Consider the following 25,741-nt stretch of genomic DNA (forward strand, 5'->3'; position numbering starts at 1 on the left):
ATCAGCCGGATGGCGGAGGTTCGTGCCCGTCGGCGGCTTTTGCCGCAGTGCGGTTTGCGGGCGGGGCCTGGGCTCGCCACAATCGGGGTTTCCCCCAGGCTGTGACGCTTCCCATGAACGCTCCCACCCGTATCGACACGACCCGAACCATCCGCGCGCCGCGCGGCAGCGAGCTGAACTGCAAGAGCTGGCTCACCGAGGCGCCGTTCCGCATGCTGCAGAACAACCTCGACCCGGAAGTGGCCGAGAACCCGGCCGAGCTGGTCGTGTATGGCGGTATTGGCCGGGCCGCGCGCAACTGGGAGTGCTTTGACGCGATCCTGCGCGCGCTGCGCGAGCTCAACGACAACGAGACGCTGCTGATTCAGTCCGGCAAGCCGGTGGGCGTGTTCCCCACCCATGCGGATGCACCACGCGTGCTGCTTGCCAACTCGAACCTGGTGCCGGCATGGGCGAACTGGGAGCACTTCAACGAGCTCGATAAGAAGGGTCTCATGATGTACGGCCAGATGACGGCCGGCTCGTGGATCTACATCGGCTCGCAGGGCATCGTGCAGGGCACCTACGAAACCTTCGTGGAGATGGGCCGCCAGCACTTCAACGGCAATCTCAAGGGCAAGTGGATTCTCACTGCCGGCCTCGGCGGCATGGGTGGTGCGCAGCCGCTCGCCGCGACGCTGGCCGGCGCATGCTCGCTCAACATCGAATGCCAGCAGAAGAGCATCGACTTCCGCCTGAAGACGCGCTACGTGGACGAGCAGGCCACTGACCTTGACGACGCGCTCGCGCGCATCGCCAAGTACACCGCTGCTGGCGAAGCGAAGTCGATCGCACTGCTCGGCAACGCGGCCGACGTGCTGCCGGAACTCGTTCGTCGCGGCGTGCGCCCAGATGCGGTCACCGACCAGACCAGCGCGCACGATCCGGTGAATGGCTACCTGCCGCAGGGCTGGACCGTCGAGCAGTGGTTCGAGCGCCGCAAGAGCGATCCGGTCGGCACGGCCAAGGCGGCCAAGCAGTCGATGCGCAAGCACGTCGAAGCGATGCTGGCGTTCAACGCGCAGGGCATTCCCACCTTCGACTACGGCAACAACATTCGCCAGATGGCGAAGGACGAAGGTTGCGCCGATGCGTTCGCGTTCCCGGGTTTCGTGCCGGCGTACGTCCGTCCGCTGTTCTGCCGTGGCGTCGGCCCATTCCGTTGGGTGGCGCTGTCCGGTGACCCGGAAGACATCTACAAGACCGATCAGAAGGTGAAGGAACTGATTCCCGATGATCCGCACCTGCACCGCTGGCTCGACATGGCCAAGGAGCGCATCAGCTTCCAGGGCCTGCCGGCGCGTATCTGCTGGGTCGGCTTGGGGCTGCGCCACAAGCTGGGTCTGGCGTTCAACGAGATGGTGCGCAAAGGTGAGTTGAAGGCGCCGGTGGTGATCGGTCGTGATCATCTCGACTCCGGCTCGGTATCCAGCCCGAATCGTGAAACGGAAGCGATGCGTGACGGTTCTGACGCGGTCAGCGACTGGCCGTTGCTCAATGCCATGCTCAACGTAGCGGGTGGCGCCACGTGGGTGTCATTGCACCATGGCGGCGGCGTGGGCATGGGTTACTCGCAGCATTCCGGCGTCGTGATCGTGTGCGACGGCACCGAAGCCGCCGACAAGCGTATTGCTCGCGTACTGTGGAACGATCCGGGCACGGGCGTGATGCGTCATGCCGATGCCGGTTACGAGATCGCCATCGAGTGCGCGAAAGAGCAGGGCCTGAAGCTGCCGATGCTCTGACATGGTGGTGTCTCGCGCCGTATGCGCGAGGCACCGTCGACTATTTTCGCCAGATGCGCGCCATGCTTTTGCCATGGTGCGCTGACATCGTGCGAGCTTCATACTCGTCGGCAAGGAACCGCCCCATGTTTTCTTCTCACCTACGCCGTACCGTCTTGGCGGCAACCCTGGTATGGGCCAACGCCTTGCCTGTGATGGCATCGGCCCCATCGCCAGCGCCGAACGGCCTGCCAGCCAAGCTCCAGGCAACTCTTGAAGCCATGGCGCAGCGTGCGCAGCCCGGTGTACTGGGTGTGGCCGTGCTGGATGTGCAGAGCGGTGCCAGGGCAGGGGTCAATGCGAGCCAGGCGTTTCCGATGATGAGCGTGTTCAAGGCGCCGGTGGCCGCTGCGGTGCTCTCACATGTCGATGACGGTTCGTTGTCCCTGCAACAGCAAGTCACCATTACGCGTGATCAGGTTAATGACGGCGCGGCGGTGCCATCGATCGGTGCGCATTTTCACGGCGACCGGATGACGTTTACGGTCGCGCAGCTGCTTAAGGCAGCCGTCAGCGAGAGCGACAACACAGCGGTCGATGCCTTGATAAGGGTCGTGGGTGGCCCGGAGGTGGTAACGGCGTTCCTGAAGGCCCATGGCATCGATGGCATGCGCATCGATATGGACGAGGCTGGCCTCAGTCAGGTGTTCAGCGGCCTGAAGCCCGGGGAAAAGGCACCAGCCGGCGAGAGTCAGCAGGCGACGAAGCAGCGCTATCAACGTGGCTATGAAGCGTTTTTGGCTGACCCGCGCAATCGCAGCACACCTGATGCCGCCGTTACGTTTCTGCGCAAGCTCAGCAACAACGAATTGTTGTCATCCACGTCGACGCGCCATCTGCTTGGCTTGATGGAAGCGCAGACTATCCCCAATCGTTTGCGCGCCGGCGTGCCTTCAGGTGTGCGTCTGGCTGATAAGACCGGTACCTCCGGTTCGTTCGGAGGCAGAACGGGCGCGTATAACGACATCGGCATACTCACCTGGCCGGATGGCCACACGGTCATCGTGGCCACCTTCCTGTCCGATTCACCCGCCTCGGATAAGCAGCGCGGTACGTTGTTTGCAGACCTGGCAAAGGGCATCAGTACAGCCGTCCATCCCTGAAACTGGCTTGCGCTGGTGCGACACGTCACCAGGGCGCATCATGTCGCCACATCCAACGGGGAGCTGCGATATGCCGGTCGAACTGAAGATGTTGGGGTGGTCGGTGGCGCTGGGCCTGGTGTACGTGTTGTTACCTGTGCTGATTTCCGTGTTTCAACGTGGCCTTGCGTGGAATGCAGGCAACCGCGATGTCGAGGCCAAGCCTTTCACGGGTGCCGCTGCCCGTATCGATCGCGCAAGCCGCAATTTCCTCGAAACGTTTGCGTTCTTTGCCGCCGCTGCTATTGCGGTAGTGGTAGCCCAACGCACCAACGCATCCACCGCGCTCGGGGTGCAGCTCTACTTCTGGGCGCGCGTGGTATATCTGCCCGTATACGCCATTGGTATCCCCTATCTGCGCACGCTGGTATGGGGCGTCTCGATCGTTGGCATCGTATCGGTACTGACTGCCTTGCTCTGAACTAGGCGTACTTTGCATTGAGCCTCCACCGGCTTTCACGGCCGGGCGGAGGCATGTGTCTTGCTGGCAAGAAAATGGCATCCGTCAAATGCTTGACGCCCGGTTCTTGACGCCCGGCCTGCTTCAAGGGCCGAAGACTAAACGACGGACCAGGGGCTGTTTCTCATAATTTTCATCAACTTGACGGTAATTCCTGCATTGCTGCGGTAGGTGGCGGTTCGCAAGACCTTCCATGCATCACCACACTGAGGTTCCGGCGTGTTGCGCCGGGCTGCCGGCCAGGGGCCGGTGGTTACTAACCGACGATTGGAGAATGGCATGAAAGGCAACTTTGAACTCACCGGCCCGCTGAAAGAAATTTCCAGCTACCCGACTTGGGCCCAGGAAATGATTGAAGCATGCGAACCCGCCCGCCGGAGCGTCCGAGACCACCGGATGTGGGACTTGATGCGCGAGGGCAAGATCGATCCGACCACCATGCGCAATTTCATGGTTGGCACGTGGTCGCTGATTGAGCGCTTTCCCTCATTCATGGCACAGAACCTGCTCAAGACGCAGTATGGCCGTAGTGCCGGTGACAACCTTGCCCGCCGCTGGCTGGTCCGCAATATCCGTGTGGAGCAGAACCACGCCGAGTACTGGCTGGATTGGGCTGAAGGCGCCGGCGTGTCGCGTGAGGACGTTCTTGACGGTCGCCCCCCGCGTGGTACGCAGACCGCGATGGAGTGGTGCCACGAGGTGAGTGGGCACGACACGCTCGCCGCGGGCATGGCTGCCACCAACTACGCCATCGAAGGGGTTACGGGCGAGTGGTCGCATAAGGTCTACGATAGCCTCGCCTATGCAGAAAGCCTGCCGGTGGCTGGCCGCAAAGCGACGTTGCGTTGGCTACAGCTTCATGCCGACTATGACGATACCCATCCTTGGGAGGCGTTGGAGATTGTCTGCACGTTGATGGGCAATCAGCCAACACCCGAAGAAGTGGACCACCTCCGGGAATGTATCGAGCGTAGCTATGTAAGCTTGCATTACGGGCTGGAGCGCTGCCTGATGCAGTCGCCGGTGAATCAGTTGGAAGAGCAAGCGGCATAACGAGGCATCTCGTTGTCGACAGTGTGATGGGACGAGAAGAAGGTTTATGAAGTGGTCGTATACAAGGGAAGCCATGGAGTCCATCCGTAGCACCTCTCTAAGACCGCTATCCCGACGCTTGAGGCCACTGGCCTATGGGCTGGTGGCCGTTATCGGCCTGATCCTCTTGTTGACCTGGGGTGCGCTCCAGGTTCAGGTCACTCTCGCCGGTTTTCTCAACGGCGAGAGTGTCTGGAGCAAGGCGCAAAAGCAGTCGGTGATCGATCTCGCCGCGTATGTCGAGTCCGGCGATGCGGAACGGCTCGCCGCGTTCAATGAAAACTACGAATTGCTCATCTCCGATGGATGGGCGCGCGACGCGATTGCCTCCGGCGCGTACGACCGCGCCCGTGTCGATGCGGCGTTCACGCGCGGAAGGATTTTGCCGCAGGCCAAACCGGGCATGATCTTCATGCTTCGCTGTTGTACGAGCGCGCCACACATGCGCGAAGCGGTGTCGGCATGGCGCGCGGCGGATGGCCCATTAGAGCAGTTGGGCCTGATCGCCAGGGATGTCGCGCAGGTGTACGCGAAAGGCGTGCCGAATCAGGCGTGGGTCCAGGCACAGCAAGAGCGCATCAACGCGCTCAACAACGAGTTGGAGCCGCTGACGAAGCGCTTTTCGCTGGAAGTGGCGCAAGGTGCCATCTGGCTCGGCCGTGTGTTGTTTGCCAGCGTATTTTCAGCGGCGCTGCTGGCCTCGCTGCTGTGGCTGCGTATGGCCCGGCGCATTCTTGCGCGCATCCACGGCACGGAAGAGCGTTACAGCCTGCTTTTTGACAGTGCAGCCGACGCCATTGTGATGGTTGAGGACAGTACCGGGCGTATCCTGGGCGCGAACCGCACCGCGCTGCAGTGGACTGGGCGAACCATGGATTCGCTGATCGGGGCGAATTTCTCAACGCTGTTTGCGCCCTTATTGCACCGCGCGGATGGCGCCATCACCGGCGAACTGCAAGGCCCCCATGGCGATATGCGTCCGGTGGAAATGCGTAGCAGTGTGACGCACTGGGGCACGCAACGGGTACGCCAGTCGATTCTGCGCGATGTCACCGAGCGCGTGAACCTGGAGCAGCAGCGCCGTATTGCTTCCGAGGCGCTGGCCGGTATTGCGGAGGGTGTGATCATTGCCGACGCGAGCCGGCGCGTTACGCGTGTCAACGCCGCGCACATCCGCATGACGGGCTTTACCGCACAAGCTTTGCAGGATGTCCGGTTCGACGACCTGCGCTGCTTGCCGGATGGGTTGCCGCTACCAGCTTCCGTCTGGGATGTGATCGATGCCGAAGGCAATTGGGTCGGCGAAGTGCGTAGCCGGCGCCACGACGGCTCGATTTATCCGGAACTGCTCAGCATCAGCGCCATCCGCGACCCGGAAGGGCAGGTGCAGCACTATGTCGCCGTGATCAACAACATCAGCACGGCGAAGGCCAACGAGCAGCGCCTGCAATACATGGCCGCGCACGATCCCCTCACGAGTCTGGCCAATCGTGCCGAGTTCGAGCGCCGCTGTGTGCAGGCGGTGGCCGGAGCCGAACGGCAACGTGGCATGGTGGCGGTGCTGTTTATCGACCTGGACGCGTTCAAGGCGGTCAATGACAGCTACACACATGCGATTGGCGACCATCTGCTGGTCAAAGTGGGCGAACGCATCGCCTACGAGCTGGGTGACCGGGGCATCGCTGGCCGCATTGGTGGCGATGAGTTCACCGTCTTGCTGCCGGATCTGCATTCGCGTGAACAGGCGAGTGCGCTGGCTGGCCGCCTGTTGAGCACTCTCGCCGCGCCGTTCGTGGTGGGCGAGTACGAGCTGGCGCTCAGCGCGAGTATTGGTATCGCTTGCTTTCCGCTGGATGGCGCGGACGTGCCATCGCTGATCACCAATGCGGACGCGGCCATGTACGCCGCCAAGACTGAGGAGCGCAACGCGTTCCGCTTTTATTCGCCGCGTATGCAAGCCGATGCACGCCGACGCATCGCACTCGCCTCGGAACTGCGTACGGCGCTCGCGGAGAACCAGTTTCATCTGCTTTATCAACCCACCGTGGAAATGCGCAGCGGTCGCATTGTGGCGGTGGAGGCGTTGTTGCGCTGGCATCACCCGCGCCGAGGGCTGATTCCACCCGGCGACTTCATTCCCATGGCGGAGAAACTCGGGCTTATCCGGCGCATCGATCAGTGGGTACTGCAGGCCGCCTGCACGCAGATGTACCTGTGGGACCGCGAAGGGTTGCCGCCATTGCGCATGGCGGTGAATGTTTCCGCCAACTGGTTCGGTCAGGCCAACTTCGTTGACGACATCCGCACCTTGCTGGAGTCGCGGCGCCTGGCGCCGGACCGCTTGATGCTGGAGATTACCGAGGGCGCGATCCTGCGCTTGGGCGAAGAAATGGAGCGTGTGCTGCACGCGCTTCATGCGCTGGGCGTTGGCGTGGCCATCGACGACTTCGGCACCGGCTATTCATCGATGAGCTACCTCAAGCTGCGCGCCATCGCGTACCTCAAGATCGACCAGAGTTTCGTCGCCGGCCTGCCCGAGGATGGCAGCGATGGCGCCATAGTCGAAACCATGCTCATGCTGTGCCGCAAGCTGGATATCAGCCCCATTGCTGAGGGAATCGAAACCGAAGAGCAGCATCGATTTCTGTTGCGTGCCGGCTGCACCGAAGGGCAGGGCTTCCTCTATTCCAGACCGGTAGAGCCGGAAGTGATTGCGCAATTGCTCACGTCCAATCGGCGCCAGGGCAGTTCGCACCTGCGCCTGGTGCCGCCAGAGGCCGGTTAATGCAGTTCAACGCTGACCACTTCCCGCTCGGGCTGATATAGCGCCGGAAGTTGTTGCTTCAGATGCGCGACCTTCGGTGCATCGTTGAACACGATATATGGCTCGTTCGGGTGGCGCTTCGCGTAATCCTGGTGATAGGACTCCGCGACATAGAAGCCTTTTAGCGGTACGACTTGCGTCACGATCGGGTCGGAGAAGGCGTGCGCGGCGGTGAGCTGCGCAATGTATGCGCTGGCGATGCGCTGCTGCTCATCGTTGCCATAGAAGATCACCGACCGGTACTGGGTACCAACGTCCGGCCCCTGACGATTGAGTTCGGTGGGATCCGTGGCGACCGAGAAGAACACCTTCAGCAACTGGCCATAGCTGACCTTGCCAGGGTCATAGAGAATCTTCACGGACTCCGCGTGACCTGTATCGCCATCACTTACGCGTTCGTACTGTGCCGTGCTGGCTTGGCCGCCGGCGTAGCCAGCCCACACTTTCTTTACGCCTTTCACGTGCTCGAACACCGACTGCACGCCCCAGAAACAACCGCCCGCGAGAACGGCTATCTGGTCGCCCTGGTCATGACTGGCGTCCACGGCGGGGTCGGGCAAACTGGCCGCGCCATTGCCTGCGGTGGCCAACCTGCACGCGCTCAGCCCCACCATGGTCAACAGGCCTGCGACGGCGGGGAATAGCTTGAAACGGCGGATGCTCATGGTGAACTCCATCAACAGACCGGACAGTGCAGCCTGTCGCCTGCGCGACGAGCTGTCTCAGTCAGGTATTCGCCGCCGGAAGGCTCCCGGTTACCTCGAGACTGTCACGTCGTGACTATCGGCGTGCGAAGCCGACGCCAACGCGGTGTTATGGTGCGCTACCCCTGTCACGGAAGCGTTCATGAATCACGCGGTTGACCTCGACGCCTATCTTAAGCGCATTGGTTACAAGGGCCCCGTGGCGGCCGATCTGCAAACGCTGAAGGCACTCACAACGGCCCATGTCGCGACGATACCGTTCGAGAATATTGACCCCTTGATGGGTGTTCCCGTGTCGTTAGAGCTTGACGCTATCCAACGCAAGCTGGTGCATGGCGGGCGAGGTGGCTACTGCTTTGAGCAGAACGGGTTGTTGATGGCGGTGCTCAAGGCCATCGGCTTTGACGTATCCGGCCTGATTGCCCGTGTACTGTGGAACAAGCCGGAGGACGCCCTCGTCGCACAGACCCATATGGTGCTGCGTGTGGAACTGGAGGGCGAGAGCTGGTTGGCGGATGTGGGCTTTGGCAGCATGGCGCTCGGTGGTGCACTGAGACTGCAGCCGGATGTGGCGCAAGCTACGTCGCTTGAACCGTTTCGACTGATCACTAACGGTGGCATGTGGCGTATGCAGGCCAACGTTCGCGACGAATGGCGCACGCTCTATCGCTTCGATCTGCAGCCACGTGAAGCCATCGACTATGTGGTGGCCAACCATTTCACGTCGACCTATCCCGAATCGCACTTTCTGCATGGCCTGATCGTGGCGCGCGCGCTGGCCGACCGACGCCTTGGCCTTCGCGACCGCGATTATGTGGAGCACCGGTTCGGTGCCGAATCTGTACGACGCACGCTGCGCGATGCCGACGAGATCGTGCAGGTGCTGCAGGAGAAATTCGGTATTCGCGTACCCGACTATCCAGGGCTGAAGCAGCGCCTGGATAGCCTGCCGATGCCGGCCTGAGTTACATCGCGATCACTCTGCGGCGTGCACGTGGATGACGATGTCTTCCACTTGCACCATCTGACCTGCATGGATCTTGCAGGTCTTGCGCAGCTCCTGCTCACCGTCCACCGACACCGCACCGCTGGCCACAATGGCCTTGCCGGCGCCACCGCTGTCGCAAAGCCCCACCAGCTTCAGTAGCTGGTTGAGTTCCACGTAGTCGCCTTCCAGTTCAAATTCGAGTTCGTGCATATCAGTTATCGGTATCGTCAAAAGCGCTTTCGGGCAGCGCGAAGAATACAAAGAAGGGGCTGTCGGCTTCTTGCCAGTAATCCACTGCTTCTTCGAGGATGTCGAGCAAGGTGTCGAAATCCTCTTCGTTAGCGTCACGCATGTCTTCTGCGCGATCGAACAGCAGAATAAAGCCGGTGGCCTTCAGCCACGAAAGGTCGCGCATGCTGTCGGCCAGCGCGTCCCAGTTACGTCCGAAATCGGCCGGCAGACGCAGCGCCTGAGTCAGGCGGTCGAACAGCGCTTCGCGGTCGGTGTAACTGGCCAGATTGATCCGGCAGACGCGCAGACCCTGCATGCCGGCGGCTTCGGCCAGTGGTTCCAGGTCCTCGCTGGTGACGAAGAAAATGCCGCCGTGCGACGCATCGCCAAAGTCGAGATCAAATTGCGCATTCATCGGGATACCTCGAACCGGCGAAAGGTGCGGTAGTGGTCGTCAGTGTAGTAATAGACCTGCGGCGGCGTACCGCCAGTAATGATGCGTCGCGCGCCGCGATAGTCGAGGCCGGGCGTATCCACGGTGTACTCGTGGTAGTAGCCCTCCGCCATGGGCGGCAGGCGTGACTCGCGATTCTGGAACACCACGCCATCCTGTCGATGCTCGAACGGGCCGCCATGGGCGATGCGCGTCAGCGTGTCGACGGCCTCTGGCGGCAGGAACGAAGGCAGCCCCTGGTTGCCGCCTGGAGCAACGGCATGGGAGGTGGCCGTGCCTGCGTCGGGCGGCGATGGCTCGGGCGTGTGACGCCCCCACAGCAGTGCGGCAATCGCCAGCACGGCAATCAGTAACAACGGTTTCAGTGCACGCATGGGAGAACACCTCCATGGAATGGCGCGAGTGTAGAGCCTCGACGGGAGTCAGGCACTCACCATGTCAGCGGGGTGCATCCACGCGCTGCTGCAAGGCCATGGCAGCAGCCGGGTTGCGCTCCTTCGCACTGCTGATGAAGTAGATGAACACATCCCGTGGCCGCTGCGTTGCGAGCGGCGGCGCGACATGCGGTAGCTCGGCAAGGTCGCCGCCTTCCGCCCAAAGGCTGGCTCGCGTGGCCCAGCTATCCAGCTCGGCAGGCGCATAGCCGGTATCGATATGCGACTCGCTGCGCATCAGCCGGGCATACGCAAAATCGCCGGTGAGGTCGGCAAGCGACGGGTACTGCGGCGAGTCGGTGAATACCGTAGGGATGCGGTAACGGCGGGTCAGTTCGACATAACTCGCATCGAGAAAACTGCGATGGCGTACCTCCAGCACATGCCGCATGGGCTGTCCGTTGAGCTCACGCGGTAGCAATTCAAGGAACGCCGCCAGGTCGCCGGCATCGAACGGTCGTGTCGGCGGCAGCTGCCAAAGCACCGGTCCCAACCGATGGCCGAATTCCGCCAAGCCGCCAAACACAAAGCCATCAATACCGCGAGCCGTGTCGGCAAGCCGTTTGCCTTCGGTGACATAGCGCGGTGCCTTGAGCGAGAACACAAAACCTTCGGGTGTTTCTGCGGCCCACTTTGCATACGTCGCGGGTTTCTGAGCGCCGTAGAACGTGCCGTTGATTTCGATAGCGCGTAGGTGCCGGCTGGCGAACTCGAGTTCGCGCCGTTGCACTAGTCCTGCCGGGTAAAAGTTGTTACGCCACGGTGCGAAGTTCCAGCCGCCGATGCCGACGCGGATGCGCGAGGCGAGGCCATTGCCGGGGGCTGGGGAGAACAGATCGCTGTGCATTGGAAGGTGGGGGATGGTTGGGGAACGGATGATGCCATGGGGGAGGTGATGGGTGTTTCCAGGCTGAACGATGGGAGGCGTTTTGGAGGAGGGTATACATGTGTGAAACGCGGTGCGCTGTTGGCGCCCTTTCTATGAGGAGAGAGGTACCAAATAAGTGCGAGCGCGGAAACCCATCAAGAATGACAGCACGATGGATGGAGAAGGGAGCCCTCACTCCATCGGCAAATGATTCAAATACGGCCCCCTGGCCGCCATAAATGCCGTGGGCGTCATCCCTGCAAACACACGAAATTCATGCACGAGATGCGCCTGATCCCCATAGCCGCCATCCGCCGCCACGCCACTCCAGTCAACGTCAGCGCATCGATAGACCGCATCCACCACGCCACGAAAGCGCATCAATCGAGCGTACCGCTTGGCCCCCATGCCAACCTGCCGGCGAAATAGACGTCCAAACCGATACTCGGAAAGACCCGTCTCGCGCACCATGGCCCCAATACGCATCACTTGCGGCTGCCTGCCGATCTGCCCCAATGCATACAGCACTTCGGGTGCAAGTTCTGGCATGCGCATGTGAGCAAGCAACCACTGCTCCAGCACAGCCAGCCTTTCCATCGCATGGGGTGTGTTGAGCAGGCGCTCGCGGAGCCCGTGCGCACTGCTGCCAAACATGTCCTCCAACCCGATATCGCTGGCCACCAACACCTCGTGGTGTTCACCGGTAAAGGCATGAGCGCCACCGGGACGAAATACCGCGCCCATCACCCGTACCTGCTCGGAGGTGTCGATGATCTGGCTGCGCAGGCAGGGGCCGCCGATGACGGAAGCGGCCGCACGCGTGCATCGGCGCAACCCGTCATCGCTGTAGACGCGGGTTTCGTTCTCGTGAAGGTTGATGATCAGCGCGGCGCCCGGCACAGGCAGCACGCGCTCGTAGTAGTGGCCAGCCTGTGGCATATCCCAGTCCCACAAGCGGGAAACGAGGGCGTTGAGCGGCGGTGCAGGGGCGACGACGTGGTGTCCCATCGGCTGGCTCCAGGCAATAACCCGAGTCTAGGCCGATGGGATGGTCATGTCAGGTCTTGTCGCCAGGGATGACCGTAGGCAACGAATTGGCTGGCGGGCTGCTTTCCGGGTGCATGGTGCGCACCACCATGTCCTGCGGGGTGGTCAGAGGCAGGTTGGCCTGACGCAAGCGGTCGATGATCTCGAACAGCAGGTCGCTTTTCACCATGCCACCCTCGCGCGGGTTGCTTACGTAGGCAGTGCACACAAACATCATCGAGCCGGAGTCGATGCTGTCTAGCTGCACGTTCGGCGAAGGCGTAGTGAGCGTCCCGGGGTGATTGCGCAGAATGTCAAAGATGATCTGGCGCACTTTGCTGGCGTCGCTGCTCAGTGGCATAGGCAGGCGGATCTGCACGCGGCCAAGCGCATTGGCCAAGGTGACGTTGCGCACGTTCTGGGTGATCAACTGCGAGTTGGGCACGATCATGGTGGAGCGATCGCTGAGCTGGATTTCGGTGGCTCGCACGTTGATGCGGCGAATGTCGCCCTCCACGCCGCTGATGCTAACCCAGTCGCCCACTTTGACGGGACGTTCCGCCAGCAGGATCAGTCCGGAAATGAAGTTCTGCACGATGGCCTGCAGGCCGAAACCGATACCGACAGACAGTGCACTGGCGATCCACGCGATGCTTTGTACATCGACCTTGAGCGAGCCCAGCACCAGTACAAATACCAGGATCGCGCCGACGTAACCGAGCAGGGTCACGATGGACGTCTGCATGCCCACGTCCAGCGAGGTCTTGGGCAGCAGCTGCTTGCTGAGCCAGCGCTTGATCAGGCGCAGCACCACCGCACCGACCAGCAACACCAGCAAGGCGTTGAGGATGTTGGTCGGGTCAATGGTAAGTGTGCCGACCGAGCGGCCGGCGAAGAGCTTGGTGCCGCGGTCCATCAACTCATTGGGGCCCGCGCCGTACGGCGCCAGTATTGCTGGCACGGCCAGTAACAGCAGGAAGGCGCGGATCACGCCTGACAAAATCACCGAACTTTGTTCAAGGCGCGCTGGCGAGATGCCAAAGGTTTCCTGCAAGCGCACGCCCGAACGTGACTCGGGGGATAGCAGCGAGTCGCACAGGTCGTTGACCAGATGCATGAACAGATACAGCGCGCCGATCAGGAACCCAGCGCTCAACATCTGCCTAGCGACGAAGAAGCCGAAAGCAATGTAGCCGGTGACAACGCCCAGCAACGTGGCGATGCAGCCGATGAAAGCACCGGCGATGATCAGCCCAACCCACAGCGGCCGTTCCTGAGGTTTTCCGCCAGCGGCAATCATGGCGCGGCGGGCGCGCCCCATGCGAAGCAGGGCTGCGCCAGCCAGACCACCGATGAGGGTGGCGCTGATTGCGTTAGCCGCCATGGTGGTGGCAAGGCTCGCGCCAATATCGTTGGTGATGCGCTCGAACAGGGCGAGCACCAGGGTGCTGTAGGCGAACAGCGCGGGAAACGGCGCCAAGCGTTTGGCAAGGTTGTCAGAAATGGGGGGCAGTCGCCAGGAAGGACGTGTTGCGCAGAGCAGCGCGCGCCCGAGTCCGGCCAGCATGGCCGTAAAGAACATGATGGCGACGAACGGGCGAACCAGATCATCCAGGTCCTGGTCGTACACACCGTTCCAGTTGAACGCCAGATACAGCAGCCAGGCGGCGAGGCCATAAGTGAGCGTGGCACCTAGCGTAATCAGCAGTGCCATGGCACTGCGGCGCAGATGGCCAGACGGAAGATACTTGCTGACCATATCCAGCATCTGGTGTTCCAGCAGCCGGCGCCCTACAGCGAACAATGCCACTGCCGCCAGCAGGCACAGGATGAGCGGCAGGCGGTTGGCGGGTTCCCATGCTTTTTCCAGCGCCCCCTCAATCGTTTTGCCAAGCGTGGCGAAGGCCGCGCGGTCATCCGGTATGGCCTGCGCAAGGCGCTCCCAGAAGGCGCCGCTCAGCGGCGATGCGGTGCGCTGGAACGTCTGTGCTTGAAACAGATCACGCCGTAACGAGGCGATCTGCGTGATCAGCTGTTGGCTTTCCAGACTTAGTGATTTGGACTGGGTGACTTGCCCGGCGAGATCGGTCTTGTCCTTGGTGAGTTGCTTGCGCTGGCTGGCGACTTCCGGCGCTTCTGGCGGCGCGCCTTTCTCCGGCGCAGGCCCCAAGACGTCGAGCTTCGCCTGCACGGCGTCGACCTGCGGCGACAGGCTGGCGGTGAGCTGATCGGCCTGTTGCTGCACCGCCTGCGCTTTGGTGCGTGCGTCGACCAGCAGGTTGTCGGTGAGCTTGGTCTTGTCAGTGATCGCTTGCTTGATCTGGTCCAGCTTTGCGCTCAGCTGATCGGGACTGGCGATGGTCGTCTGCGGAATCTGTGCCGGGGCCTGGCTGCTCGGGTTGTTCTGGGCCAGGGCGGGGACACCGCAGGCGGTGGCGAGAAAGAGGACCAGCAAAAGGCGGGGTAGGATGCGCATGACGGCATGATCCCGGTCAGTCGCTGAACTGGTCAATGAATAATTGTCTTGACGGTTTGTTCAGATCATCGCCTTCACGCTGTCGCGATGACTCAGGCAAAGGCGCGCTACACCGCACCACAGTGGGATGGCGACGTCGCCAGGGCGCGGGCTCTGCAAACGACTTTGGCCACGGAAGTGCGGTTGGTGGACGACCACCCGCCGCTACAGCGGGTCGTAGGCGTCGATGTGGGTTTCGAGGAGGGCGGCGCGGTGACTCGCGCTGCAGCCGTGTTGCTCGATGCACAAACGCTGACACCGTTGGCTGAAGTGGTCGCGCGCATGCCGACGCGCATGCCGTACATCCCCGGGCTGTTGTCCTTTCGCGAGCTGCCGGCGCTGTTGCAGGCGATCGAGCAATTGCCGGAGGCGCCTGACTTAGTCTTCGTGGACGGGCAGGGCATTGCGCATCCACGTGGACTGGGCATCGCCGCACACCTGGGCGTGGTGACGGGATTGCCCACCATCGGGGTCGCCAAATCGATACTGGTGGGTACGCACGACGAACTCGGCCCGCAACGCGGTGACCGTGTACCGCTGCGCTACAAAGACCGAGTGATTGGCTGTGTCTTGCGCACTAAAGACAAAATCCGGCCGTTGATCGTGTCGCCGGGTCACTGCGTCAGTATGGCGGCCGCGCCGGAGTTGGTGCTGGCGTACTGCACGCGCTATCGACTGCCGGAACCCACGAGATTGGCGGATCGATTGGCGTCGCGCAGGGATCGCGAGCGGAAGAAGAACATTTAAGACTCTGTGTAGGTAAACGTCTGCGCAGGGCCTCCGCGCAACCTCACCATCATCCCCGCGAAGGCGGGGATCCAGTGCCTTTATGCGCCACAAGAAGCCGAAAGGCGCTGGATGGCCAGCGTCGCTGTTGCAAAGCACCTCCCGCTTTCGCGGGGGTGACGGTGAGGCAATCAACTGCGTGACAAGGGTGTGATTAGCTTCCCTTACCCTTGGCAATCTCATCCGCGGCTTTCTGGATGATGTCGCGAATGCGCTTCACCTCTGCGGTGTTCCACGGACCGCCATGCATGAACAGCGCGCGCTTGAGGTTGTGCATGGCCTCGCGTAACGCCATCGGCGCGGCAGCACGTGCGTACATCTTCGCGGTGTGCTCCATGCGCGACATCACTGCGTCGACCGCCTCCTGGTTGTCGGCCAGGAACGCTTTGCCTTCCTCGGTGATGGTGTACAGCTTCTTGCCCTCACTGGTTTCCACGCTGGCGTGGCCCAGTTCCTCGAGCAGGGTGAGTGTGGGGTAGACCGCGCCGGGGCTGGGTGCGTAGGCGCCGCCAAACATTTCCTCAATGGTACGGATCAGCTCGTAGCCGTGGCGCGGTTGCTCGGCGATCAGGGCAAGCAGGATCAGCTTCAGATCACCCGGGCCAAACATGCGGCCACTACGGAAACGGCCACCCATACCGCCCCAGCCGCCCTGGCCTTCGTCGTCGCCGAAGCCACGGCCAAAGCCGCGTCCGCGGCCCATGCCCATGGCCTCGCGGATCCAGGCATCACGGCCTTCCTGGTAGAGGTGATACGTCGATGAATCAAAGCAATGATGGAATCGCATGACACACTCCGATATATCGTAAGTAACAGTCGTACGATATATCGTAGAATTTGCCCGTTGCAAGTGCCTCGCCCGTCCGGGGCAGGGTTTGCTTGAAACCATCGCCGGGTGCCTTCACCCAGTGGTTATCCACCCCGCAGCACCTTTCCCAAGGACGATCCCCATGCTGTTCCGCTGGTTCGAGTCGCTGATCGACGCCTTCAAGGAGCCCGTCGACGGCATGCCGCCACAGTCCGTGTGGCGCTTCTATGTGTTCTACCTGCGCCAGGTGTGGCCGGTGTTCGCCGCCGCGCTGGTGGTGGGCTTTGGCGTGGCCTTGGTCGAAGTGTCGCTGTTTGGCTTTATCGGCAGCATCGTGGACATGACCAAGGGCGTGCCTGCCGCCGACTTCTTTCGCCAGCATGGGCGCGAGCTATTGTGGATGGGGTTGGTGGCGCTGGTCGCGCGGCCGGTGCTGATTGGCCTGCATGATCTGCTGGTGAATCAGGCCATCGTGCCCAACCTCACCAACCGCATCCGCTGGCAGAATCATCGGTATGTGATACGGCAGAGTCTCGGCTTCTTCCAGAACGACTACGCCGGCCGCATCGCCAATCGCATCATGCAGACCTCCGGCGCACTGCGCGAATCGGCGGTGCAGATTGTCGACGCCATCTGGTACGTGGCGATTTACACCGGCAGCGCCATCGTGTTGTTCGCCAAGGCGGATGTCTGGCTGGCCGCGCCACTAGTGGTCTGGCTGGTGGCTTACGTGGCCACGCTCCGGTACTTCGTGCCGCGCACCAAGGAGCGTTCGTGGCGACAGTCGGAGGCGCGCTCACGGCTGATGGGCCGCATCGTGGACGGCTACAGCAATATCCTCACGCTCAAACTGTTCGCTCACACGCAGCGCGAAGAAGCGTATGTGGCCGATGCCATGGGCGAGCAGATCAAGCGCATGCGTGCCATGACGCGTCTCACCACGGCCATGGATGCCACCATCACCACGCTCAACGGTTTCCTGATCGTCGGTACTTCCGCACTGGCCGTGTGGTTGTGGAGCCAGGGCAAGGTCACAGTGGGTGCTATCGCGCTCAGCACCGGACTGGTCATCCGTATCAACAATATGTCCGGTTGGATCATGTGGGTCATCAATGGCATTTTTGAAAATGTCGGCACCGTGCAGGACGGCATCGAGACCATTTCCAAGCCGCGTACCGTGCAGGATCACGAAGGTGCGATGCCGCTGGAAGTGACCGAAGGCGGTGTGCGTTTCGAGGACATCCACTTCCACTACGGCAAGACGGGCGGCGTGATCTCCGGCCTCAATCTGGTCGTGCGCGGGGGCGAGAAAATCGGCGTGGTAGGTCCGTCGGGCGCGGGCAAGTCGACCATGGTGAATGTATTGCTGCGGCTGTACGACCTGGAAGGCGGGCGCATCCTTATCGATGGGCAGGACATCGCCGAAGTGACGCAGGAGAGCCTGCGCGCGCAGATCGGGGTGGTGACGCAGGACACCTCGCTGCTGCATCGCTCCATCCGCGACAACTTGCTGTATGGCCGTCCGGATGCGACGGAGGCCCAAATCATGGACGCCGTGCGCAAGGCGCGCGCTGAAGAGTTCATCCCGGAGCTGGTGGATGGTGAAGGGCGTGTCGGCTATGACGCCCATGTGGGCGAGCGCGGGGTGAAGCTCAGCGGCGGCCAGCGCCAGCGCATCGCCATTGCACGTGTGCTGCTCAAGGATGCGCCCATCCTGATTCTTGACGAGGCGACGTCCGCGCTGGATTCGGAAGCCGAAGCGGCGATTCAGGACAGCCTGGAATTGCTGATGCGCGGCAAGACGGTGATCGCCATTGCCCATCGTCTCTCCACCATTGCGCGGATGGACCGCCTGGTGGTGATGGACAAGGGACATATCGTTGAAACCGGAACACATGCCGAGCTGGTCGCGCAAGGCGGCTTGTACGCACGCTTGTGGCGACGTCAGACCGGTGGATTCGTGGCGGCGGAAGATCCAGATGAGGCCAACGCGGTCGCCTGAGCGGGCGACGTTCTCACTTGGTACGCGCATGGCGTAAAGCGCATCTGCTGTCGCACGCTGCTTGCGTCATGTAGCGGCTACAACAGTTTGAGCTTTCTTTGTCTCGTGCTTCACCTGGCTCGCGGCAGCATCACGCTTCCTTCCGTCTTCGGAGCAGCGTGATGCCCATCGCAAAAGCCCTGGCACGTGCGCGCAAGGACCCGCGTGAAGGCAAGTCGGCCAGCACCCAGGCCGGCGAGTTCGTGCGGGAGGAAACCGGTCACATGGGCGAGGGTGGGCAGAGCGCACGCTCGGTCGAGCAGGCGATGGCCATCGGTCTGGCTGAGGCGCGCGAGGCGGGCATCAAGGTCCCTGCCAAGAAGGGTACAGCTACGAAGAAAGCCGCTGGCGCGACTGTCACCAGCCGTGCCGCAGGCGCCAAACGGGCTGCGCGTAATCGCGCCATGAGGTCGCGGGAGCGCTGAGCGCTGGTCTCACGGCACGACGATAGGAGTCCGTGCTGTGCGGGCGGCAGACATCCGCCGGTAAGGCCTTGTTACAGACGTTCCTCAGGCAACGCCTGCACCAGTTCCTGGGCGGGCCATATCGCCAGCCAGACGCCGCGGAACGCTTGCGTATAAACCGCGTGTTCGTGATCTGCGGCGCTCAGGCGCTTGGGATAAATGATGACCAGACCGTCGGGGTGTTGTTCCGCCCATTCCTTGAGCGCCTCGGTGCCGTGCAATTGCTCGACGGGGCGCTGCAGGCGTCCAAGAAAGGTGTACTGGCCGTCGTTGGATTCCAGATTGGCCACTGGTTGGCCATGTGCTTCCGCCTTGGCCAGCAACGACGCCACCGGCATGAAGTCGTAGGCCGGCCATAGCGTCATGGTGAAGAGGCCGTTGGCAGCAACCGTGGCGATCAGGCCTGCCAGCGACACGCGGTAGAGCTCGCCCTTGCGGATCAGCACGAGGCCCAGCGCCAGCAGCAGAAACAGCACGCCAAACGGCATGCTGACGCTGGCGAGCGAGGCGAACTGCGGGTCCGATAGCCGCCCATGCGTCACAAAGTGCTTCAGCGCCATCAAGGCGACGCCCATGGCACCAAGGGCCAGCGCCAGGGGCCAGGGCGAGAGCCAGCGCCGACCGTCGGGCTGTCGCTCGTGCATACGCCACAGCGCAACGGCCATCACCATGGCGAAGCCGGTGTATTCGGGCAGCAGGTAGTAAGGCTGCTTGCCGCTCACCAGCGAGAAGCCCACCAGCACCGGGCCAAGCCAAGCGAACAGAAAGCGCAAACCAGATTCGAACGGGCGGCGCAGGCTACCCACAGCCACCCAAACGCGTGGCCACAGCGAGAACGGCAGCACCAGCACAGGCAGAGCAGGGATGTACCACCAGAAGGGCTCGGCATGCGCAAACGCATCGACCACGCGACCTGCCGTCTGATGTACGAGCAGCTTCTGCCGATAGGCTTCGCCGCCGGACCACGCGGCGAGCAATGCCCAGGTCAACAGCACGGCGCAACCCACCAGTACGGCAAGTGCGCCACGGCTGTACCACCGACGACGCTCGCGTCGGGCCCACTCGTTCCACAACGGACCCAGCAGCCACGGGAAGGCCACATGCAGCAGCATCACCGGTCCCTTGGTCAGCAAGCCAAGACTTACCGCGAGTGCAAACCAGGCGAAGCGCGGCGCCTCACGTTTCGGCGTGGGCACCAGGCAGAGCAGGGCGCTGAGCACGCACACGGCAAGCAGCACTTCGTACATCACCTGCAGGCCGAAAAAGAACCCGTAGGTGAAGGCCATCAGGATCCACGGCGTGATGTGGCCGACGACGGGTTTGTCAGGAAACAGTCGTTGCGCCAGCCGAGCCGCCAGCACCAGCTGGAGCGCACCAAGCCCCACTTCCAGCAGACGCGGCCATACATCGCCCACACCGCCCACGGCCCAGCCCAGGTGAATCAGCCACAGCAGCAGCGGTGGCTTGTCGCTATAGGGCAGGCCGTTGAGGTAGGGCACCAGAAGGCTGTGTCGCGTCCACATTTCCCACGCCACCGACAGGGTGCGCGTGGAATACATCGGCATGGGCCCATGCTGAAAGATGGCCACCAGTGCAGCCACGATAAACAACAGCAGCCACGACCACTGCGCGGCCCACGCGAGCCATGGGTAGCGCGCGAAACGGGTGGACTGGCCGGTCGTATCGAAAAAGATCACGTGGTGGACTCGAAACGTAAAGAGGTAAGAGCCGCGATGCGGGATAACTCGCGCATCGCTTCATCAGCGACGGATATCGATGCCGCCCCAGTCTTCAACGGTACCGACCGGCACATGACCGTCGCGACAGGCCGGCACTACGGCGTCATAGCGGAACAGTCGCCAGTCGCGGCCGCTGGTGACGCCCATATCCTTGGTGGCGGCCGGGTCGATGCAGGGCTGCATCACATCGGCGAGCACCAGCACCCAGCGCTGCTCGGGCGCTTCTTTCTGCCAGAGGATGGCGTCGCTCAACTGGTCGTGCCACGGCGTGACGAAACCAAAGTCGGTGAGCTTGTGGGTGAACACCGGCGGCAGTTCTTCCTTCCACGCCACCAGCGCCAGCTCGGCGTTGGGGCCGATGGTCTGCTCCACGCGCGCGGCCATGACTGCAGGCGAACTGGCGCGCGCCAACATTGGCGCAATGCCCAGGCCCCACAGCAGCCAGACGCCGGCAAGACCTGCCAGCACCGCAAGCCCGGCGCGACGCAGACGGAACACCAGCGCGGAGCCCAGCAAGCATGCACCCATGGCAGCGAACATGGCCCAAAGCCATGGTGCCTGGTCACCCAGCTGGCGAGCCGCCACAAAACGTGCTGCAGCCGGCGGGTGAACAGTCCACGCCGCCACGCCGATGCCCAGCGTCGCCATGCCGAGCAACAGCAGAAAGCCGATGGCCGTCCACTGTGCCCAGCGACGCTGCATGATGTTTTCGAGGAACGGCGCCGCACTCAACGCCAGCAACGGCAGCGCCGGCATGATGTACACGTCGCGCTTGGCACGGGTAAGGCTGAAGAACACGATCAGCATCACCACCCACGCCAGTGGCAGCAACAAACGTGCATCGCGTGCGCGCAGCCGCTGCCACCATGCAGGCAGCAGGCCCGGCAGTGCCAGCGTCAGCGGAAGCCACGAAGTGATAATCACCTCGAGGTAAAACCAAGGCGGCTGGATGCTGTTCCACGGATGGACGTAGCGGTTTACCGTCTGGTTGAAAAAGATGTCATGCACGTACGCGCGTGCTGTCTCGCTGTCGTGCGTGTGCACATAAAGCAGCAGCGGTACTAGCCACAGCGCGATAGCCGCAGCGAAGGCAGCGACACCGCCCAACCAGTGCAGCGGGCGCCACGTCTGGGGCGACAGGCCGTTCCACGCCCGGTGACGAGCGAACAGCCATGGCAGCAGCATGAGGAACGCCAGTACCCCCACGCCCTTGGTGATGACGCCCAGCCCCGCCGCGAAACAGCCGAGCCAGAATGCACGCCAGTCCGGCCCCAGCAGAAAGTGGCGCAACAGCCCCACATTCGCCGCGGTGAGGAAGAAAGTGACCGTGGGGTCGATCTGCCCGCGCTTGGCCTGGAACACGAACTGGATCGTGCACAGCAGGGCACCCCCCGCCCACATGCCCACACGGTGTCCCCACAGTCGCCGTGCAAGGTCATAGACCAGCCACAGCGTGCCGATGGACGCGAGCAGCGACGGCAGCAGGAACGCAACCCACCATTGACCGGTGACCACATAAGACGCGGCCTGCAGCGCCATGAAGGTCGGCGGCTTATCCGAATACCAGTCGGTGCCGCGATGCGGGATCAACCAGTTGCCGGACTCCACCATCTGACGAGCCACCAGCGCGAAGCGTGGCTCATCCGACGGCGTGGGGCCGCGCATGCCCATACCGGCCGCGAGCACCAGCAAGGCACCCAGCATCAGCCACCAGCGTTGCAGGCGTTCGCGGGGCGACAACGGAGTGGCGGCATGGGAGCCTCCCATGCCGCCACTCGTATCGTCAGTGCGATAAGCATTCATCCCGCCGACATCGGCGTTGGTGGACGCGATGTCGCGCGGTTTCCTGCGGTGTTCACTCATTACATCCGAACCTGCTGCTCAAGCGAAGAGGGATTCTGCCAGGGCACGCCCGTGGGTGCCTTGTGCTCGAGCAGGCGCGCATAGTGGGCAACGATGCGGTTGGCCACCTCCTGCGCGGAAAGTCCCTTGGTTTCCACCGCACAACTGCCCATGCCATAGGGCTCATAGACGGTGGCGTCAGTGACGGAGAACATGCCGACAGTGGGCACTTTGGAGGCCACCGCCAGATGCATGACGCCGCAATCAGCCGTAATCATCAGATCCATGCCCGCCATCACCGCACCCATTCGACGAATATCCGTCGAATAATAGCCCGGCCACTCCGCGCCGAACATGGAATGTCCGTGCATCGGCACCAGCTCGATGAGATGTGCCTGCGGGCATTGCGTCTTGAGTGTGTCGATGAACTCGCGCCACCACTCCGAGGAATAGCGCTTGGCGCGCGTGGCGTTACCAAACAGGCCAACCACCAGCGGCATGGTGGTTGATTCCGGTACGTCCAGCAGTTCGCGAATGACCTGACGCCCCTGCGCGAGCTCGGTGTCGGTAAGCCGGATATCCAGCATGGGGTACTGCCGGTCGTCGGCAGGCTCCTGCGAGCCCACCCAGCGCACTAACTCCACCGAGCGCTGAGCCATATGGCGCGGCGCGGCGTCTTCCGGCACGGCATGCGTCAGCCCGGAGCCGGCCCACTTGTCGTCGAAGCCGAGCTTATAAGTGCCATTGAGCACGCGCGTCAGCGCGCGGCTGAAACCCGAGCCGACGGTGGGGTCGATAATGAGGTCGTAACGCGTCTTGCGCACCTTGCTTAGCAAGCGCAGGAACGACCACGGATGCTTGAAGCCACGCTTGGGCAGGCAATAGATATTCTTCACGCTGAAATAGGTGGAGAACACCTCTTTCCCTATATCGCCTTCGGCGATGACGTCGATCTCCGCGCCCTTATAAAGGCGTTCCAGCTCCGCGATAAGCGGCGTGATCAAAAGCATGTTTCCCAGCCGATGATTCGGCCGGCAAACAAGAATGCGAAAAATTCCTTTCCGCGGAAGCGGCTCCTGCCTGGAATGCGCGATAGATGGGTTCAAGCGACACCGGTGTTAGTAAGGGGTTGGACAAAGTCTTGGACAACGCAACGGTGCGGAGGGGCAAGGTCGTGCGAAACGCACGTGGGGATAAGGTGGTTTGTCTGCGTCACCGCAGGCGCCTCGTCTAAACCAGAATCGATAGCAACGCTCTTTTCAGCGAAGCTGTCGAACGGGCGCGGCGGCCTTGCGTTGACGCGGACAAACAAATCATCGAGTGGCCGGGTGACCAGCCGCTTCGACAGGCGGCTTATATATGCGGCAGCTCGCAAAAGAGCAGGCTCTCTGTGGCCAGGCTGCCAATGGGAAATTGTGTCGAGCAAGGTAGCCATTGGCGCGCCGAAGGAGCGGGAACGCAACTAAATTAAGCCAAATCCGAGTGGTTATTCCAGATCTTTGATTCTTATCAACTAGTTTGTGATATTCGGGCTGTTTTCTTACACGCGCTCATCGCGATTTCTTACGGGTTTGAGATGGCTGCCACGGAAGCTGTCGTGTACCTTTCTCATTTTGATTGGCCCGCAAATATTTCAGGCAGATGTCTGATCCACCTCACGGTGGGGGTCAGCGCCCATAAGGGCCATCAATAAGGCGGCTGTCATACCTGCGTGATCATTCCACCGGTCGTCGAAAAGCGATGCGCTGGAATGACGGCATGGAAATGCTCAGGTTTTTGACTGTGTGCTACGGGTTACTGAGTGAATGACCGTGAGAGCCACGCGGTTATTGCAGAACAATGATTCCTCACCGTCACTAGATTGAGTTGGCGCACAGCGCGCGCCACGCGCAACCGTAGTTTTACGGTTGTAGCCGCATCTGTCTTGATCGATATTTCGGCAGCGCATGGCAGTCCAAGCGAGCACCGGTGAAACCAACCCACTCGGGAGTGAAACATGAGCCAGCTGACCGCCAAGATTAAGCATGAACTCCTTGAGATGCTGCCGCCGACGATCTTCTTTTTCATCGCGCTGCACATCGTCGCCATCGTACGTGCGTTGATGACGAAAGGAACCGGCATTTCGTTGCCTACTACGGGGGCGGTCACCATTGCCGCGTTGATCCTCGGCAAGTCCGTGCTACTTGCCAACATGCTGCCCTTCATCAACCGGTTTCCTGAAAAACCGCTGATCTGGAATGCTGCGTGGAAAACACTGATCTACATGATCATTGCAACCATCATTCACTTCCTGGAGAAGCTCTATGACTTCTGGAAGGAAACCCACGACCTTGGTGCTGCCAATAAAGAGCTGCTCGCCAACTTGAACTGGCCCCACTTTCTGGCCATCCAGCTGTTGCTGCTGGTACTGGTGGGCAACTACTGCATCTTCGTGGAAATCGCGCGCGCCCTTGGGCACGGCAAAATGAGGCAGATGTTCTTTGGCCCCATGCCGACCAACGTTTTGCTGCCCGCTGCGAAGTAGCGGGACCCCAGCCACACTGCACCCAGTTGCGTGAGTGGCTGCACTGTTGATCAAAACGTAGATCGCAGGTGTGGCCGCAAGGCGGCGCTGTTCGTCTCGCCCTGGTTCTTTAGACCAGAACAAGAGCTGCCGCGATCGTTGTGCTTTAGCACTGATGAAGGGCGTAATGCTTCATTGCGAGAGAGAGCGTCGGGTGCAAAAGCTTGCGACGCAGTTGCTCAATCATCGCGATGAACTGTGATGTGACGCACGACATTCATGTGCAAGAGCTCTCAAAGTCCTGACCTTCCCAGATTCTGACAATGAGTTGCTGGCAACCCTTGCGTCGCACTCGTTTTGCAGAGGTCACGAGCTCTTCACACGAGTGGATGGTTGACTAGACGCTTGGGCATACGGGGTGCACCCGCCAGGGCGTGCCAGGGACAAGGTCACAACAGTGACCCAGACGCATGCAGGGGGACGCAGCCGGATGGATCAGGCAGTACAGGGCAGGGATGCTGTGAGAGCAATGGGTCGGCTCTCACCACGTTCTTCGCGCAGCGCTTTCGATGCCTCATCGCGACATCGACCAGGTGCGCACGTCGGGAACTCTCCGCGAGCCAGTAAGGCAACCAGACGCCATCCCGTTCAAGCCCCCCTCTTTTCGCGCCGTCGAGAGATGAGCGTCAGATCCTCGAGGCCATCCCATCATCACAGGTTCATCGCAGCAGCGCTCACTGCGATAGAGGCACGTGCGGTTTTCCTGAGCGCTTAGTCCAAACCACCCATCTAAGGAGTGCAACATATGCAAACCGATAACATTGTGGAAGGTTGGCTGAACGGTTCTGACAGCGTGAACGGCTACGCCAATCCGGCGGGCTCGCTCTATACCGAAGGTTACGCAGTGACGATCGCTGCGATTACCAACACGGATATCGCGCTGGTGTCGCACTGCAGTTCCTGTACGGCCTCGCGGCCGGGCCTTTGCTGCTGATAG

General features: G+C 61.8%; 22 protein-coding genes. 11 read left to right on the plus strand and 11 right to left on the minus strand.

Features of this window, described 5'->3' with window-relative positions; all coding sequences use genetic code 11:
• Window positions 1–113 precede the first annotated feature (113 nt).
• From hutU to AC0GUR_RS03925, 5 genes are all read left to right on the plus strand, one after another.
• The gene (gene hutU, locus AC0GUR_RS03905; protein WP_472876157.1) at window positions 114–1,784 is read left to right on the plus strand and encodes a urocanate hydratase; all 1,671 of its coding nucleotides are present in this window, start codon (window positions 114–116) and stop codon (window positions 1,782–1,784) included.
• A gap of 125 nt (window positions 1,785–1,909) precedes the next feature.
• A complete protein-coding gene (gene bla, locus AC0GUR_RS03910) occupies window positions 1,910–2,926 on the plus strand; it encodes a class A beta-lactamase (RefSeq protein WP_472876158.1) in 1,017 nt (338 codons plus the stop codon).
• 70 nt (window positions 2,927–2,996) lie between these two features.
• Window positions 2,997–3,386 carry an MAPEG family protein gene (locus tag AC0GUR_RS03915; protein WP_472876159.1) on the plus strand — a complete coding sequence of 130 codons (390 nt, stop codon included), beginning with the start codon at window positions 2,997–2,999 and terminating at the stop codon, window positions 3,384–3,386.
• A 318-nt stretch (window positions 3,387–3,704) separates the two neighbouring features.
• Window positions 3,705–4,478, plus strand: a complete 774-nt coding sequence (locus AC0GUR_RS03920; protein WP_472876160.1) for a TenA family transcriptional regulator — start codon at window positions 3,705–3,707, stop codon at window positions 4,476–4,478.
• Window positions 4,479–4,551: 73 nt separating this feature from the next.
• A complete protein-coding gene (locus tag AC0GUR_RS03925; RefSeq protein ID WP_472876161.1) occupies window positions 4,552–7,302 on the plus strand; it encodes a putative bifunctional diguanylate cyclase/phosphodiesterase in 2,751 nt (916 codons plus the stop codon).
• Here the strand turns inward: AC0GUR_RS03925 and msrA are convergent.
• Window positions 7,299–8,006, minus strand: a complete 708-nt coding sequence (gene msrA / locus AC0GUR_RS03930) for a peptide-methionine (S)-S-oxide reductase MsrA (RefSeq protein WP_472876162.1) — start codon at window positions 8,004–8,006, stop codon at window positions 7,299–7,301. The genes AC0GUR_RS03925 and msrA overlap by 4 nt on opposite strands.
• Before the next feature lie 181 nt (window positions 8,007–8,187).
• On the opposite strand from msrA, the gene AC0GUR_RS03935 reads away from it, so the two are divergent.
• Window positions 8,188–9,009 (plus strand): arylamine N-acetyltransferase family protein, encoded by an 822-nt coding sequence (locus AC0GUR_RS03935; protein WP_472876163.1) that lies wholly within the window; start codon window positions 8,188–8,190, stop codon window positions 9,007–9,009.
• Between the two features lie 12 nt (window positions 9,010–9,021).
• On the opposite strand, the gene AC0GUR_RS03940 is transcribed toward AC0GUR_RS03935, so the two are convergent.
• The 6 genes from AC0GUR_RS03940 to AC0GUR_RS03965 form a co-directional block, all read right to left on the minus strand.
• Window positions 9,022–9,243 (minus strand): RNA-binding S4 domain-containing protein, encoded by a 222-nt coding sequence (locus AC0GUR_RS03940; RefSeq protein WP_472876164.1) that lies wholly within the window; start codon window positions 9,241–9,243, stop codon window positions 9,022–9,024.
• 1 nt (window position 9,244) lies between these two features.
• Complete coding sequence (locus AC0GUR_RS03945; RefSeq protein WP_472876165.1) at window positions 9,245–9,679, minus strand: barstar family protein; 435 nt, start codon at window positions 9,677–9,679, stop codon at window positions 9,245–9,247.
• Window positions 9,676–10,092, minus strand: coding sequence for a guanyl-specific ribonuclease (locus AC0GUR_RS03950; protein ID WP_472876166.1), 417 nt, complete (start codon window positions 10,090–10,092; stop codon window positions 9,676–9,678). Before AC0GUR_RS03950 ends, AC0GUR_RS03945 begins: the two co-directional genes overlap by 4 nt.
• 64 nt (window positions 10,093–10,156) lie before the next feature.
• Window positions 10,157–10,999, minus strand: a complete 843-nt coding sequence (locus tag AC0GUR_RS03955) for a DUF72 domain-containing protein (RefSeq protein ID WP_472876167.1) — start codon at window positions 10,997–10,999, stop codon at window positions 10,157–10,159.
• A gap of 213 nt (window positions 11,000–11,212) precedes the next feature.
• Window positions 11,213–12,028, minus strand: a complete 816-nt coding sequence (locus tag AC0GUR_RS03960) for a helix-turn-helix domain-containing protein (RefSeq protein ID WP_472876168.1) — start codon at window positions 12,026–12,028, stop codon at window positions 11,213–11,215.
• 49 nt (window positions 12,029–12,077) lie between these two features.
• Window positions 12,078–14,522: a DUF3772 domain-containing protein gene (locus tag AC0GUR_RS03965; RefSeq protein WP_472876169.1), complete on the minus strand. Its 2,445-nt coding sequence runs from the start codon at window positions 14,520–14,522 to the stop codon at window positions 12,078–12,080.
• Window positions 14,523–14,609: 87 nt separating this feature from the next.
• Here AC0GUR_RS03965 and nfi point away from each other — a divergent pair, with 87 nt between their 5' ends.
• Window positions 14,610–15,308 (plus strand): deoxyribonuclease V, encoded by a 699-nt coding sequence (gene nfi, locus AC0GUR_RS03970; protein WP_472876170.1) that lies wholly within the window; start codon window positions 14,610–14,612, stop codon window positions 15,306–15,308.
• 193 nt (window positions 15,309–15,501) lie between these two features.
• On the opposite strand, the gene AC0GUR_RS03975 is transcribed toward nfi, so the two are convergent.
• On the minus strand, window positions 15,502–16,134 hold the full coding sequence (locus tag AC0GUR_RS03975; protein WP_472876171.1) for a PadR family transcriptional regulator: 633 nt from the start codon (window positions 16,132–16,134) through the stop codon (window positions 15,502–15,504).
• A 166-nt stretch (window positions 16,135–16,300) separates the two neighbouring features.
• Here AC0GUR_RS03975 and AC0GUR_RS03980 point away from each other — a divergent pair, with 166 nt between their 5' ends.
• Together AC0GUR_RS03980 and AC0GUR_RS03985 are read left to right on the plus strand one after the other, a co-directional pair.
• Window positions 16,301–18,157, plus strand: a complete 1,857-nt coding sequence (locus tag AC0GUR_RS03980; protein ID WP_472876286.1) for an ABC transporter ATP-binding protein — start codon at window positions 16,301–16,303, stop codon at window positions 18,155–18,157.
• A 161-nt stretch (window positions 18,158–18,318) separates the two neighbouring features.
• Complete coding sequence (locus AC0GUR_RS03985; RefSeq protein WP_472876172.1) at window positions 18,319–18,621, plus strand: DUF6496 domain-containing protein; 303 nt, start codon at window positions 18,319–18,321, stop codon at window positions 18,619–18,621.
• Between the two features lie 71 nt (window positions 18,622–18,692).
• Here AC0GUR_RS03985 and AC0GUR_RS03990 read toward each other — a convergent pair whose 3' ends face one another.
• The 3 genes from AC0GUR_RS03990 to AC0GUR_RS04000 all read right to left on the minus strand — a co-directional run bounded on the left by AC0GUR_RS03990 (window position 18,693) and on the right by AC0GUR_RS04000 (window position 23,251).
• Window positions 18,693–20,357: an ArnT family glycosyltransferase gene (locus tag AC0GUR_RS03990; protein ID WP_472876173.1), complete on the minus strand. Its 1,665-nt coding sequence runs from the start codon at window positions 20,355–20,357 to the stop codon at window positions 18,693–18,695.
• A gap of 63 nt (window positions 20,358–20,420) precedes the next feature.
• Entirely contained in the window at window positions 20,421–22,262 is a 1,842-nt protein-coding gene (locus AC0GUR_RS03995; RefSeq protein WP_472876174.1) for an ArnT family glycosyltransferase, read from the minus strand.
• Complete coding sequence (locus AC0GUR_RS04000) at window positions 22,262–23,251, minus strand: glycosyltransferase family 9 protein (RefSeq protein WP_472876175.1); 990 nt, start codon at window positions 23,249–23,251, stop codon at window positions 22,262–22,264. The genes AC0GUR_RS03995 and AC0GUR_RS04000 overlap by 1 nt, the downstream gene beginning before the upstream one ends.
• A 986-nt stretch (window positions 23,252–24,237) precedes the next feature.
• Here AC0GUR_RS04000 and AC0GUR_RS04005 point away from each other — a divergent pair.
• Window positions 24,238–24,765: a hypothetical protein gene (locus AC0GUR_RS04005; protein ID WP_472876176.1), complete on the plus strand. Its 528-nt coding sequence runs from the start codon at window positions 24,238–24,240 to the stop codon at window positions 24,763–24,765.
• A gap of 784 nt (window positions 24,766–25,549) precedes the next feature.
• Complete coding sequence (locus tag AC0GUR_RS04010; RefSeq protein WP_472876177.1) at window positions 25,550–25,738, plus strand: DUF6229 family protein; 189 nt, start codon at window positions 25,550–25,552, stop codon at window positions 25,736–25,738.
• The last annotated feature ends 3 nt before the right edge of the window (window positions 25,739–25,741 follow it).

Source organism: Dyella sp. PARNA 12/25 (assembly GCF_055702865.1).

Excerpts from the sequence above, each read along its gene's own strand:
- hutU (WP_472876157.1), top strand. The coding sequence starts at position 114 with ATGAACGCTCCCACCCGTATCGACACGACCCGAACCATCCGCGCGCCG.
- bla (WP_472876158.1), top strand. The coding sequence starts at position 1,910 with ATGTTTTCTTCTCACCTACGCCGTACCGTCTTGGCGGCAACCCTGGTA.
- AC0GUR_RS03915 (WP_472876159.1), top strand. The coding sequence starts at position 2,997 with ATGCCGGTCGAACTGAAGATGTTGGGGTGGTCGGTGGCGCTGGGCCTG.
- AC0GUR_RS03920 (WP_472876160.1), top strand. The coding sequence starts at position 3,705 with ATGAAAGGCAACTTTGAACTCACCGGCCCGCTGAAAGAAATTTCCAGC.
- AC0GUR_RS03925 (WP_472876161.1), top strand. The coding sequence starts at position 4,552 with ATGGAGTCCATCCGTAGCACCTCTCTAAGACCGCTATCCCGACGCTTG.
- msrA (WP_472876162.1), bottom strand. The coding sequence starts at position 8,006 with ATGAGCATCCGCCGTTTCAAGCTATTCCCCGCCGTCGCAGGCCTGTTG.
- AC0GUR_RS03935 (WP_472876163.1), top strand. The coding sequence starts at position 8,188 with ATGAATCACGCGGTTGACCTCGACGCCTATCTTAAGCGCATTGGTTAC.
- AC0GUR_RS03940 (WP_472876164.1), bottom strand. The coding sequence starts at position 9,243 with ATGCACGAACTCGAATTTGAACTGGAAGGCGACTACGTGGAACTCAAC.
- AC0GUR_RS03945 (WP_472876165.1), bottom strand. The coding sequence starts at position 9,679 with ATGAATGCGCAATTTGATCTCGACTTTGGCGATGCGTCGCACGGCGGC.
- AC0GUR_RS03950 (WP_472876166.1), bottom strand. The coding sequence starts at position 10,092 with ATGCGTGCACTGAAACCGTTGTTACTGATTGCCGTGCTGGCGATTGCC.
- AC0GUR_RS03955 (WP_472876167.1), bottom strand. The coding sequence starts at position 10,999 with ATGCACAGCGATCTGTTCTCCCCAGCCCCCGGCAATGGCCTCGCCTCG.
- AC0GUR_RS03960 (WP_472876168.1), bottom strand. The coding sequence starts at position 12,028 with ATGGGACACCACGTCGTCGCCCCTGCACCGCCGCTCAACGCCCTCGTT.
- AC0GUR_RS03965 (WP_472876169.1), bottom strand. The coding sequence starts at position 14,522 with ATGCGCATCCTACCCCGCCTTTTGCTGGTCCTCTTTCTCGCCACCGCC.
- nfi (WP_472876170.1), top strand. The coding sequence starts at position 14,610 with ATGACTCAGGCAAAGGCGCGCTACACCGCACCACAGTGGGATGGCGAC.
- AC0GUR_RS03975 (WP_472876171.1), bottom strand. The coding sequence starts at position 16,134 with ATGCGATTCCATCATTGCTTTGATTCATCGACGTATCACCTCTACCAG.
- AC0GUR_RS03985 (WP_472876172.1), top strand. The coding sequence starts at position 18,319 with ATGCCCATCGCAAAAGCCCTGGCACGTGCGCGCAAGGACCCGCGTGAA.
- AC0GUR_RS03995 (WP_472876174.1), bottom strand. The coding sequence starts at position 22,262 with ATGAGTGAACACCGCAGGAAACCGCGCGACATCGCGTCCACCAACGCC.
- AC0GUR_RS04000 (WP_472876175.1), bottom strand. The coding sequence starts at position 23,251 with ATGCTTTTGATCACGCCGCTTATCGCGGAGCTGGAACGCCTTTATAAG.
- AC0GUR_RS04005 (WP_472876176.1), top strand. The coding sequence starts at position 24,238 with ATGAGCCAGCTGACCGCCAAGATTAAGCATGAACTCCTTGAGATGCTG.
- AC0GUR_RS04010 (WP_472876177.1), top strand. The coding sequence starts at position 25,550 with ATGCAAACCGATAACATTGTGGAAGGTTGGCTGAACGGTTCTGACAGC.